Here is a 13,287-nt window from a genome sequence, read left to right as displayed (position 1 = left end):
GATGTGTATTTTTAAAATAATACCCTAAAATTAAAACCATTACTTAAGCTTTTAAAGTGTAAATGAGGTAACGGTTTATTTGCGTGAGTAAACGTTTCGTTTTGTATTAAATTTACAAAAATCATTTTGTAAGTTATTGTATTATAACAGTTTTTAACAAAAAAAAGACCAAGGTTTTAGGCTTGGTCTTTTTTAATTATATATGAAATTATAGGTTCTATTTGCCAAAAAGCCCGCCTAATAATCCGCCAAGGCCACCTTTTTTCTTACTACCACCTAATACCATGCCCGCAACATCATCAACTACGCTACCATCACCATCGGCATCTAAAATAGATTCTAAAAAGCTTTGTTCGTTACTTGCTGAACTTCCGCCTATTAAGCCACCAAGTAAATCTGTTATACCGCTTTGGTTACTTACATTATTTTGTCTTGTTTGTTTACCTAATACCCCCATTAAAATAGGAGCAGCAACTTTTAAAATTTGCGCAACAGAGCCAGCATCCATTCCAGCTTTTGCACCTAAAGTATTTTCTACGGCTTGTTGTTTGCCACCTAATACGTGTCCTAAAATTTTACTTCCGTCGTTTAAAACGTTATCATCAACACCACCGTTAAATAAACCTCCAAGGTTATCTAAAATACTACCATCATGCTTGTTGTTTAATGCACTCATTAAACCTTGAGCACCTTCGGGTGTAGCGGCATTACGCTTCATGGCTTGCATAAGTACGGGTAACGCCATTGTTAAAACATCTTGTGTTTTGTTTTGAGGTTGATTTGTTTGACCCGCAACACCGCTTATTAGTGTTTTTCCAAGGTCGCTGTTTAATAAATCTAAAATTCCAGACATCTGTATTAGTTTTTATGGTTAAAAAATGGATTTTGAAGGTACAAAAAAAGTCCCAACTTCTATAGTTGAGACTCATTTATAATATTTTGGTCACATTTTGGGTGTTTACCCAAGTATGCTTACAATTTGAGATGCTAATTCTGTACCAATTCTATCTTGTGCTTCATTGGTTGCTGCACCAGTATGTGGTGTTAATGATAATGAAGGATTCATTAATAATTGAATTTCAGGTTTTGGTTCTTTTTCAAAAACATCAAGCGCTGCTCTTGCTACTTTACCGCTTTCAATAGCTTTAACTAAAGCTACTTCATTTACAACACCACCACGAGCTGCATTGGCTAAAATAACACCGTCTTTCATCATGTTAAATTCAGCTTCATCAATAACGTAATCTTTTTGTGCAGGTACGTGTAATGTAATAAAATCGGCTTGTTTTAAAACGTCTTCTTTTGAAATAGTTTCAATATCAAAGTTTACTTTTTGGCCATCAAAAAATTCTAACTCTAAATTAGCTTTTTCTAAAAACGGATCAAATGCAATAACTTTCATGCCGGCGCCTAACGCTACTTTTGCTGTAGCTTGACCAATTCTACCAAAACCTAAAACACCTAAGGTTTTTCCTTTAAGCTCTGTGCCTTTGGCGTATGCTTTTTTTAACCCTTTAAAGTTGCTATCGCCTTCTAAAGGCATTTCGCGGTTAGCGTTGTGTAAAAAACGTGCTAAACCGTAAAGGTGCCCAAATACTAATTCAGCTACAGAGTGTGATGACGCTGCAGGCGTATTAATTACGTGTAAGCCTTTTTCTCTGGCGTATTCTACATCAATATTATCCATACCAACACCACCACGACCTATAATTTTTAGGTTTGGGCAAGCATCAATTAAATCTTTACGCACAGTGGTTGCGCTACGTACTAAAAGTACGCTGATGTCTTTTTCATTAATGTAGTTTATTAACTGCTCTTGGGCTACTGTTGTTGTGCTAACATTGTATCCCGCTTTTTCTAAAGCATCTATTCCACTTTGTGAAATACCATCATTTGCTAATACGTTCATTTTTTTTAGTTAAAAGTTGTAATGTTAAAAGTTAAAAGTTTTTTTTGAACTTTAGCCTTTTAACTTAATATTGATTTTATTTTTAGTTTGAGTAAGCCATTGCATACTGCAATTGTTACGGCAAACTATTTAGGCTTTTCTTTCTAATTCGCTCATTACTTCAACAACAGCTTTTACGCTATCTAAAGATAATGCATTATACATTGATGCTCTGTAACCACCAACACTTCTGTGACCGTTTAAGCCATTAACGTTAGCTTCTTTAAGCATTGTATCAAATGTTTCTTTTAGGTTTTCATTTTCTAAAGTAAAGGTAGCGTTCATTGTAGAGCGGTCTTCTTTAGCTGCAAAACCTTTAAATAATGGGTTTAAATCTATTTCAGAATACATTAAACGCGCTTTCTTTTCGTTTTCTTTTTCAATGGCAGCAATACCTCCAAGGTCTTTTAACCATTGTAATGTTAGCATTGAAGTGTACACAGCAAAAACAGGTGGTGTATTAAACATACTGCCTTTGTCTATGTGTACTTTGTAATCCATTATTGATGGTATTTTACGCGATACTTTGCCTAAAATATCTTCTTTTATAACAACTAATGTTGTTCCTGCAGGCCCCATGTTTTTTTGAGCACCAGCATATATTAAATCAAATTGTGAAAAATCTAAACTACGTGAAAAAATATCGCTACTCATATCACAAACCATTGGTATTGGCGATTTTGGGAACGCTTTCATTTGCGTACCATAAATGGTATTGTTTGATGTGCAGTGAAAATAATCGTAGTTTTCAGGAATTTCATACCCTTTTGGTATGTAATTATAATTGGCATCTTTTGATGATGCTACTTCAAAAACATCATCATAAATAGCAGCTTCTTTAATGGCTTTAGCAGCCCAAGCGCCAGAGTTTAAATAACCAGCTCTTTTTTCTAATAGGTTTAAAGCAACCATTAAAAATTGTGTACTAGCACCACCTTGTAAAAATAAAGCTTTGTAGCCTTTTCCTTCTAAGCCTAATAACTCTAAAGCAAGTGCTCTAGCATTTTCCATTATGTCAACAAAGGCTTTGCTTCTGTGAGATATTTCTATAAGTGATAAACCGCTATTATCTAAATCAGCAACAGCTTGCGATGCTTTTAATAATACTTCTTGAGGTAAAGTGCAAGGTCCTGCACTAAAGTTGTGTTTTCTCATTTTGTGTGGTAAAATTTAAAGATGCAAAGTTTGCAATTAATTGCCTAATTGTTAGTGAAAATTCAATAATTTTTTCGTCAAATTGATAATAAAAATTCAATAGAATCGACACTATCCGCATAATCCCAAAGTTCCGGATTCTGAGTGGCTCCAAAAGCGACTTCATTTTCAGAAAAACCTTTAGCAACAATACATTGAATTTGCTGCGTTTCAGCGTTTATTTTTTCTTTTAAACGGGTAATATCGTCATAAAATTCATAAAAAAGGGTTGCTATTGGTGATGCGTAACTTTGGTCTTCTTTTATCATTAAAAATCCATTTTCTAACATATCAAATTCACTCATCAAATATACGGCTTTATTGTAGTCGTAATTATTGGCGTATTTGGCTTCGTTAATAATAGGATGCCAATGGTAAATAGCTTTAAAAAAAGCGTCAAAGTTATAATTATTTGGCACGAAAAGTTTTGAAACACTGCGGCAGCCTAAGCCGTAATATCTAAAAATATCTTCTGAAAGATTTTGTAAATCTTCATCGGTTTCATTTCCTGTTAAAATGGCTACAGAATTACGGTTATTTCTAATGATAGAAGGTTTATTTTTAAAATAGTACTCAAAATAACGGGCTGTATTGTTACTGCCGGTAGCAATTACTGCATCAAAATTTTCTAATTTTTCTTGTGTGAAAGCTATTTTGCCTTTAAAACTAGGTTCAATATGTTCTAAATATTTGGCTAAGTAAGGTAGTAAATGTTTATCGTTTGATGATTGTTTTACAAGCACATTATGCCCAGTTATTAGCACCGATAAAAAATCATGAAACCCAACTAATGGTATGTTTCCAGCCATAATTATAGCAACCTTTTTAGGTGTAAAAGTTTCTATTTGGTAGGGTTTTAACCAGGTTTTTATACTATTTTGGGTTAAGGCATTTGCCCAATTTTTAAAGGCAAAGCGCAGGTTTTGCGTTGTAAACCAGCCATTGTGTTCTTGTGCTAGTTTTATTTGATGCTTAAAACCATCAAAAAACAGGTTGTTGTATTCAATATTATCGTGTTTAGTAACAACTTCATTAGAAAATTGCCTTAAAAAATCTCCTAATTTTACAAAAGCATTAATTCTTTGTTCTAAATGCATGCTTAATTTGGTTTTGAATGGTTTTGGCTTTATTTTTGCAACTGCAAATTTAAGCAAACTCAAGAGAAAAAACGGTATGGCAATTATAATAACAGATGAATGTATAAATTGTGGCGCTTGTGAACCAGAATGCCCAAACACTGCAATTTATGAGGGCGCCGATGATTGGCGTTATAAAGACGGAACAAGTTTAGAAGGAAAAATAGTATTAACTAACGGTACGGAAGTTGATGCCGATGAGGCACAAGAACCAATTAGTGACGAGTTGTATTATATAGTGCCTGATAAATGTACAGAATGTAAAGGATTTCATGATGAGCCACAATGTGCAGCAGTTTGTCCGGTAGATTGCTGTGTGCCAGATGATGATCATGTTGAAACCGAAGAAGAATTACTTACAAAACAACGTTTTATGCATCCTGAAGATTAAACGTTACGTGTTATTTTATATAGAAATCCTAAGTGAAAGCTTAGGATTTTTTTATTTTAGTAAAATGGATAATGAAAAACCATATAAAGGCTTTTGGCTGTGTTTTTTTAAACTAATGTTTATTACAGTTGTTGTTCTTTTGCGGTTTATATTCTTAATTTTTAGTTTTCTTTCTGTGACATAATTCTCAATAAAAAAAAGAATCATAATAACATTTTTATATTTAAATTATTTTGGTTTGCATAACAGGTAGTATAAATCATATGAGCTGTTCATTTAGCCATTTGTTATAATGAAAAAAAGAGTGTTAATGTATTTTTGTATAGTAAAAGTATAAACTAAAATACTGTAAATATGAAAATAATTTTAAAGAGAATTATGCTATTTGGCACTTTATTAATGTCGGTAGGTGTTTTTTCTCAAAATGTTAACATATCAATAGATTTGGAAAAGCAACGCTTTTTAGACGGTGTTTCCAATCTAGATAGAACAAAATACTTTAACAATCATGATGCAAAAGAAGATCCTGATTTTCCTACGTTTTATAAAGATAACAATGTAGGTTTTGGAAGGCAGTTTTGGGGACCTTTTGCTTTTAATGGAAAAGGTAATTTTAACAATACTCCGCCTACTTCTGACGGTATAGTAAGACCAGTTAATAGAATTATATTCACTTATAATCCTACAAATATATGGTCTGCTACCTACAACCCTGCAGACGCTGTTAACACAGCTATAAAATATTGGGTAGATCAAGTAGGAAATGAAGGTAGACCTGAGTACTGGGAACCATTTAATGAGCCTTTTATTAAAGCCAGTAAATTTACGGAAGAAAGCGGTTTAACAAATGAACAAGTTGTTACAAAAATGTGTGAATGGTTTAGAGAAATGGCTAAAGCTGTTCATAACACACCTGAGCTAGCAAGAATGAAAGTTATTGGGTTTTCAAGTGCCTTTCCATCTTATGCAAGAAGAGATTTTAGTGAAACATGGCAAAACCACATGAAAAAATTTATTGATATAGCTGGAGCTGATATTGATGCTATATCAGTACATCCATACGATGGTGTTAACCAAGTAGGACAAGCTAATGGAAGGTCTGGTAGTAACTCTGAAGCAATTTTAGATTTAATAGAATCTTACACCGCTCAAAAATTTGGTACACCAAAAAAATTAGCAATTACTGAGTATGGAGTTATAGAAAATGATGAAGCTTTTCCTCCTGGTCCAGCTCCTAGTTATTTTAATGAAGCAAGAAGTGCTGTATCTATATCAGGATTAAATAATATGTTGTTTAATTTTTTAGAGCGTCAAGATAATATTGAAATATGTATTCCTTTTGTAACAGGTAGAGCTGATTTTTTCTACCAAAGTGGCTTCAGTAGTGATGGTGGAACTGGTACTCCAAGACCATATACTCCTGCCATTACAAGGCCAACTGAGCTTTATACAACTGCTCCTTACAGAAACAATCAATATGTGTTATCATACAAAGCTAACTTTTATAGATTTTGGAAAGATATAAAAGGAGATCGTGCAAAAATTACCAGTGATGATTTAGATGTGCAAGTTCAAGCATTTGTAGATGGAAATATTACTTATATTGCCATTAATAATCTTGATGATGCAGATAAAACTGTAAATCTTAATTTTATAAGTGGTCCCGCTAATGTTACTAACGTAAATACGTCTTCATTAATAATTAATGGTCAAAATACACCTATTTATGAAGAAGGAACAGATAGTAGTTCTTTACCAACAAGTGTTTCTTTAAAAAATGGAGAAACTAAATTATTAAAAATAACCTACGGCACCCCCGTTCAGTTTACTAGTAGTATTGTAAGAAAAAAATATTATGCCACATCAGCCCAAGCAACTATAGATAAAGCGCCAACAGTGCTTATAAATGCAGATGAAGCAAATACTTTTACCTTTAATAATGTAGTTACTGCAGCTAGTGGCGATGCAACTTTGAGGTTAAGTGTAGGTATACCACTAACTACAGGAGTAGGATCTACAACTCCTACAGGGCTAGATAGATTACCTAGCGAAGTTACATTTAACGGAACCGCTTTAACCATACCTACAAACTGGAAAGGTTATGATCAATCAGGTAGAAATGACTTTTATGGTATGTTAGAATTTAATGTGCCTTATAATTTAATTATAAATGGGAGTAATACTGTTTCAGTTACCTATGCTAAAACAGGAGGAAGGTTAGCTGCAGCGGTTTTATCAGTAGAGAATGATGATACCCTTTGTACAAAAACAACTTTATATGCTGATGAAGATAATGACGGATTAGGAAACCCTGCTGTAACAATACAAAGTTGCGGACCAGTACAGGGCTTTGTAGATAATGCTGATGATAAATGTATTGATGATGCTGAAAATATATGTTTATCTGTTAATATACCAGGTACAGTTGAAGCTGAAAATTTTTCAAAAAATGAAGGGGTTGAAGTAAATACTGAAAACACTTTCATACAAAATATTGATAATGGTGATGCAACTGAATATGATATTAACGCAACTATTGATGGTGAATATAAAATAAAAATACGGGCAAGTTCTGTAAATGGTGGCTCAATTAAAGTATTAAATAATAATACTGAACTAACAACAATAAATATTACAGCAACTGGAGGTTTAGAAACGTTTCAAGATTTTGAAGAACTTATTACTTTATCAAAAGGTAGAAAAATATTAAGATTAGAATATATTGGAACAGGTGCTAATATACTAAACGTTGATAATGTTGTTTTTGAAACTAATGAAGCATTTGTTAAGTATGTTAACCCGGAGTCTGATACAGTTGCTTTAACAATTACAAACACACAAACAAGCTTTTCTTTTGATGTAGAATATGCTACAAAAAAACCAACACAATCTGTAGATTTTAACTTGCGTGCTAAATCAACAGGTGTTACAGGAGGATTTGCTTCAATTAGACCCGGAGCAGCAACATCAGGAACAGGAACTTTTACAATAAATTTAAGTGATCCTTTGCCAGCTGATACATATGAAATTTTAATTTTTATTAATTCACCTGGTGATTCGCCTCAATTTTTTGGCGGCCCTAGTCCACAACTAGCATTAGTTGTAATTGAACCTGCTGTAAATGCAGCTAATGACGAAAGTAAAAGTAATCCAAGAGGCAGTAACATAACTCTAAATATTCTTTCAAATGATTCAAAAGAAGATGGTAATGCCCCTTTACCTTCAGAAGTAAATATTGATATTAATACTAACATGAGTGGGCAACAAACACAGTTAATTGTTGCAAATGAAGGTACTTGGAGTTATAATGAGGCTAACGGAAAATTAACCTTTACACCTAATGAAGGGTTCACAAATAATCCAACAGATATTGAATATGTTTTAACTGAAATTTCAAATGGACTATCAGATCGTGGTACCGTAAACTTTGAATACGTTCAAGAACCAATAGCTAATAATGACATTAGTTCTAATAACAATGCGGGTGCTGTAGCAATAAATATTATAAGTAATGATACTAATAGTGGTGGAGTTAGCCTTTCTGCATCACAAGTAACTGTTGATTTAGATATTTCTACACCAGAAATTAATACAACTTTAAGTGCTGGTGTATTAGGAAATTGGTCATATAACACAACTTCAGGAGTTTTAACCTTTACGCCATCAGCAGAGTTTTCTGGAAACCCTCCCTCAATTACTTATCAAATAACTGAAAATAGTTCAGGTTTAAGTAATACAGCTGAGGTTACAGTTACATATAAAGAATTTACTTTAGCTGAATTTACAGTTACAAACACAGGTGAAGTTTGTGCTAATAACAATGATGGTTCAATAGTAATAAACGCTAATTCTATTGGTAATTATTCAGTTGCAGTAAGTGGAGCAGCTTCATCTACCCAAAACTTTACAGAAAGTTTAACTTTAGATAATTTAGATGCAGGGAATTATAGGCTTGAAATTACAGATAATGAAACAAGCGATATTTTTATTTTTAATATAACAATATCTGAGCCTTTAGATTTATCTGTAACTTCAAAGGTGTCACAAAAGAATAAAAGTATTATTTTAAACATATCAGGAAGTGAAATATATACTATCAACCTTAATAACACTGAATTTACAACATCAGAAAACAGTTTAACACTTCCGCTTCAAGAAGGTGTTAACGTGGTATCGGTAAAAGGAGAAAAAGATTGTCAAGGAAAGTTTAATGAAAAAATAGTTATAGGTAGTACAATTAGTGTGTATCCAAACCCTGTAAAAGATACATTACAAATTATTACAGGAACAACTGAGGAAGTTTTAATTAATTTACACAGTGTGTCAGGAACATTACTAAAATCTAAAAAAACTATTTCAAAAACAGGAGAATCTAACTTAGATGTGCAAAATTTAGCATCAGGAGTATATTTTGTGTCTATTAGTACACCAAATTCAACATCAACATTTAAAATTTTAAAATAATGAAATACATATATATATTATTAATAGTATTAGTTTCTATATCTACATCATGTAGTTCGGGAAGTGGAGGCGGAGATGATGATGCACCGCCACCAGTAGTTATAGATCCTCCAGCGGCTGCAAACCTTGTTTTTCCTCAAAATGCGGAAGTTTGTGCTGAAGCAAAAAATTTAACAGGAAATACAGGAGACTCAGATAGAACATATACTATAGCGTTTAAATGGACAGGAGATGCCAGTAGTAGCAATTCTGTAAAATACACTTTAAATCTTATTAATGATGATGATTCCACTACTAGAAGTTTTGATACAACAGTCAATACAAGTGATGTTTCTTTAGATGTTGATGGAATTATTCCTCAAGGTAACTACAGTTGGGAGGTTATTGCCTCTAAAACAGGAACAACAGAAACAACAAGCTCTAATAAACAAACATTCACTGCCGCCGGAGTAGCAGCTGTATCTTTTTCACCTAATGCCGCAACACCCGTTAATCCTAGTAGAAATGAGGTGTTACCTAATACAACAACCTCGGTGACTTTAGAGTGGTTAGGAAGCGATGAAAATGATGATATAGCTGAATACGATGTGTATTTTGGAACAACCAATCCACCAACAGATGTTATTACAGTTTCTAGTGATGTTAACTCTAGAAATGTAACAACAACTGCTAATACTATTTATTATTGGAGAGTAATAACTAGAGATGAAGTTGGTAATCAATCTAGTTCAGCTGTTTTTCAGTTTACTGTAGCTCCTTAACTCATTCATTTTTAATTATAATATAGCCTGTATGTTTATACAGGCTTTTTGTTTTTACATTATACATTGTCTTATAAAGCTTAAGAAAAAAATAAATATTAAAACGTATTATAATATCTAAAACAATCTAACTAAAATAATCATCTAATTAATTACATTTGCACTCGCAAAAACCAATATCTTGGTTCTTGTCTCTTTAATCTAAAAAGTCTAAAGAAAATGAAAGCAGGAATTGTAGGATTACCAAACGTAGGTAAATCAACCTTATTTAATTGTTTATCTAACGCAAAAGCGCAAAGTGCAAACTTTCCCTTTTGTACTATAGAGCCTAATATAGGTGTGGTTAATGTACCAGACCCAAGGTTAGAAAAATTAGAAAGTTTGGTGCAACCAGAGCGTGTTATTCCTGCAACAGTAGAAATTGTAGATATAGCTGGTTTGGTAAAAGGCGCTAGTAAAGGCGAAGGTTTAGGTAACCAGTTTTTAGCAAATATTAGAGAAACCGATGCTATTTTGCACGTATTACGCTGTTTTAATAATGATAATATTGTACATGTTGATGGTAGCGTAGACCCTATTAGAGATAAAGAAACCATTGATATGGAACTTCAATTAAAAGATCTTGAAACAGCCGATAAAAAGCTAGATAAAGTTAAACGCGCTGCTAAAACTGGCAATAAAGAAGCACAAGCAGAAGAGGCTGTATTACTAAAAATTAAAGCGGCTTTAGAGGCAGGAACTTCGGTAAGAGCTATTGAGTTTTCAGAAGAAGATTATGAAGACTATGTAAAGCCTTTACAATTTATTACAGATAAACCAGTAATGTACGTTTGTAATGTTGATGAAGGATCTGCTGTTTCTGGTAATAATTATGTTGACAAAGTAAAAGAAGCTGTAAAAAATGAAAATGCCGAAGTTTTAGTACTAGCAGTTGGCACTGAAGCCGATATTAATGAACTTGAAGATTATGAAGAACGCCAAATGTTTTTAGAAGACGTTGGTTTAGAAGAACCAGGTTCATCTAAGTTAATTAGAGCTGCTTATAAGTTATTAAACCAGCAAACATATTTCACAGCAGGTGTAAAAGAAGTAAGAGCATGGACTGTTGATGTTGGTGCCAGTGCACCACAAGCAGCAGGTGTAATTCATACAGATTTTGAAAAAGGATTCATTAGAGCCGAGGTTATAGCTTATGATGATTACGTGTCATTAGGCAGTGAAGCCAAAGTTAAAGAAGCTGGCAAAATGCGTGTTGAAGGTAAAAACTACATTGTTAAAGATGGTGATGTAATGCATTTCCTTTTTAACGTGTAATACTAACTATACTATTTTAGTAAATACATATCAATTTCTTAGTAAAGGCATAAGAAATTTTGTTGTTTCATAGGTTTAAAGCCATATTAGTAATTGAAGAAACGTTCTCAACAACAATCTTCATACAATTGTTAATTATTTTGTGCACACCCTATTTTATATTTTGTGGTGTTGTATTATATTAGCATGCAATCACTAAAAATCTACTTTCTTTATGGCAGAACAAACCAATTACACCGAAGATAATATACGTTCGTTAGACTGGAAAGAGCATATTAGAATGCGCCCAGGGATGTATATTGGTAAATTAGGTGATGGTTCTTCGCCAGATGATGGTATTTACATCCTACTTAAAGAAGTTTTAGACAACTCTATTGATGAGTTTGTAATGGGCGCTGGTAAAACCATCGATATTTCAATACAAGGCAATAAAGTTATTGTGCGCGATTATGGGCGTGGTATACCTCTTGGTAAAGTAGTTGATGTGGTGTCTAAAATGAATACTGGAGGAAAGTACGATTCTAAAGCCTTTAAAAAATCAGTAGGTTTAAACGGTGTTGGTACAAAAGCCGTAAATGCCCTATCAAATTATTTTAGAGTAGAATCTACACGTGATGGAAAATCGGCCTCAGCAGAATTTGAAAAAGGTGAGCTTACCGGCAAGGAAATGTTAGATGATACATCGCGCCGTAAAGGAACCAAAGTATCATTTGTACCCGATGAATCTATTTTTAAAAACTATAAATTTAGAAATGAATACATAGTTAAAATGCTTAAAAACTATGTATATCTAAACCCAGGGTTAGCTATAGTTTTTAATGGCGAAAAGTTTTATAGTGAAAACGGTTTAAAAGATTTATTAACCGAAAGTACTAAAGAAGAAGATTTACTTTACCCAATAATTCATTTACGTGGTGATGATATTGAAGTAGCTATAACACACAGTAAAACCCAATACAGTGAAGAATATCACTCATTTGTTAACGGGCAAAATACCACACAAGGCGGTACGCATTTAAATGCCTTTAGAGAAGCTGTAGTTAAAACTATTAGAGAGTTTTATGGCAAAACATATGATGCCTCTGATGTTAGAAAATCTATTATATCAGCTATAGCCATAAAAGTAATGGAGCCAGTTTTTGAGAGCCAAACAAAAACAAAATTGGGCTCAACCGAAATGGGAGGCGATTACCCAACAGTACGTACCTATGTAAACGATTTTGTAAAAACCAAACTCGATAATTTTCTTCATAAAAACCCTGAAATAGCAGATAAGCTTCAAAAGAAAATTTTACAAGCAGAACGCGAACGTAAAGAACTTTCAGGTATAAGGAAATTAGCTAGAGATCGTGCTAAAAAAGCCAGTCTTCACAATAAAAAATTACGCGATTGCCGTGTGCATTTTGGTGATACTAAAAACGAAAGAAACCTAGAAACAACCTTGTTTATTACAGAGGGAGATTCAGCTTCAGGAAGTATAACAAAATCACGAGATGTTAACACGCAAGCCGTATTTAGTTTAAAAGGAAAACCCTTAAATTGTTATGGGTTAACTAAAAAAATAGTTTACGAAAACGAAGAGTTTAACTTACTGCAAGCGGCTTTAAATATTGAAGAATCTTTAGAAGATTTACGATATAATAATGTAGTAATAGCTACCGATGCTGATGTTGATGGTATGCATATTCGTTTACTACTAATAACATTCTTTTTACAATTTTTCCCAGAAGTTATAAAAGAAGGCCATTTGTACATATTACAAACACCACTTTTTAGGGTAAGAAATAAAAAGGAAACTATTTATTGTTACACCGACGAAGAGCGTGTAAATGCCATTGAAAAATTAAAACCAAAACCAGAAATTACGCGCTTTAAAGGGCTTGGTGAAATATCTCCTGATGAGTTTAAACATTTTATAGGTGATGATATTAGGTTAGATCCCGTTATGTTAGATGACAATATGTCTATTGAAGAATTACTGTCATTTTACATGGGTAAAAACACACCAACCCGTCAAGAATTTATCATAGATAACTTAAAGGTTGAAATGGATTTAATTGAAGAGAAATAAGATAAAAA

The 13,287-nt window shown here is 33.0% G+C and carries 9 protein-coding genes; 5 read left to right on the top strand and 4 right to left on the bottom strand.

The genetic code is table 11. The annotated features are described in order from the left end of the window. Positions 1–217 precede the first annotated feature (217 nt). From FUA26_RS07630 to FUA26_RS07615, 4 genes are all read right to left on the bottom strand, one after another. Entirely contained in the window at positions 218–853 is a 636-nt protein-coding gene (locus FUA26_RS07630) for a DUF937 domain-containing protein (protein WP_147133887.1), read from the bottom strand. Positions 854–958: 105 nt separating this feature from the next. Continuing rightward, positions 959–1,909: a D-2-hydroxyacid dehydrogenase gene (locus tag FUA26_RS07625; protein ID WP_147133884.1), complete on the bottom strand. Its 951-nt coding sequence runs from the start codon at positions 1,907–1,909 to the stop codon at positions 959–961. Positions 1,910–2,038: 129 nt separating this feature from the next. Next, entirely contained in the window at positions 2,039–3,103 is a 1,065-nt protein-coding gene (gene serC, locus FUA26_RS07620; RefSeq protein WP_147133881.1) for a 3-phosphoserine/phosphohydroxythreonine transaminase, read from the bottom strand. A 77-nt stretch (positions 3,104–3,180) separates the two neighbouring features. Continuing rightward, positions 3,181–4,239, bottom strand: a complete 1,059-nt coding sequence (locus tag FUA26_RS07615) for an acyl-CoA reductase (RefSeq protein WP_147133880.1) — start codon at positions 4,237–4,239, stop codon at positions 3,181–3,183. A 76-nt stretch (positions 4,240–4,315) separates the two neighbouring features. Here FUA26_RS07615 and FUA26_RS07610 point away from each other — a divergent pair, with 76 nt between their 5' ends. The 5 genes from FUA26_RS07610 (at position 4,316) to FUA26_RS07590 (ending at position 13,279) form a co-directional block, all read left to right on the top strand. Further along, entirely contained in the window at positions 4,316–4,669 is a 354-nt protein-coding gene (locus tag FUA26_RS07610; protein WP_147133877.1) for a 4Fe-4S dicluster domain-containing protein, read from the top strand. A gap of 354 nt (positions 4,670–5,023) precedes the next feature. Then, positions 5,024–9,133 carry a carbohydrate-binding protein gene (locus FUA26_RS07605; RefSeq protein ID WP_147133874.1) on the top strand — a complete coding sequence of 1,370 codons (4,110 nt, stop codon included), beginning with the start codon at positions 5,024–5,026 and terminating at the stop codon, positions 9,131–9,133. Continuing rightward, positions 9,133–9,894, top strand: a complete 762-nt coding sequence (locus FUA26_RS07600; protein WP_147133872.1) for a fibronectin type III domain-containing protein — start codon at positions 9,133–9,135, stop codon at positions 9,892–9,894. The genes FUA26_RS07605 and FUA26_RS07600 overlap by 1 nt, the downstream gene beginning before the upstream one ends. 219 nt (positions 9,895–10,113) lie before the next feature. After that, complete coding sequence (gene ychF, locus FUA26_RS07595) at positions 10,114–11,208, top strand: redox-regulated ATPase YchF (protein ID WP_147133870.1); 1,095 nt, start codon at positions 10,114–10,116, stop codon at positions 11,206–11,208. Positions 11,209–11,422: 214 nt separating this feature from the next. Then, on the top strand, positions 11,423–13,279 hold the full coding sequence (locus tag FUA26_RS07590; RefSeq protein WP_147133867.1) for a DNA topoisomerase IV subunit B: 1,857 nt from the start codon (positions 11,423–11,425) through the stop codon (positions 13,277–13,279). The last annotated feature ends 8 nt before the right edge of the window (positions 13,280–13,287 follow it).

The organism is Seonamhaeicola algicola, from assembly GCF_007997385.1.
In the GTDB taxonomy this organism is placed as follows: Bacteria; Bacteroidota; Bacteroidia; order Flavobacteriales; family Flavobacteriaceae; genus Seonamhaeicola; species Seonamhaeicola algicola.
The sequence above is the reverse complement of the archived record's forward strand: the minus strand, read 5'-3'. Positions and strand labels throughout refer to the sequence as shown.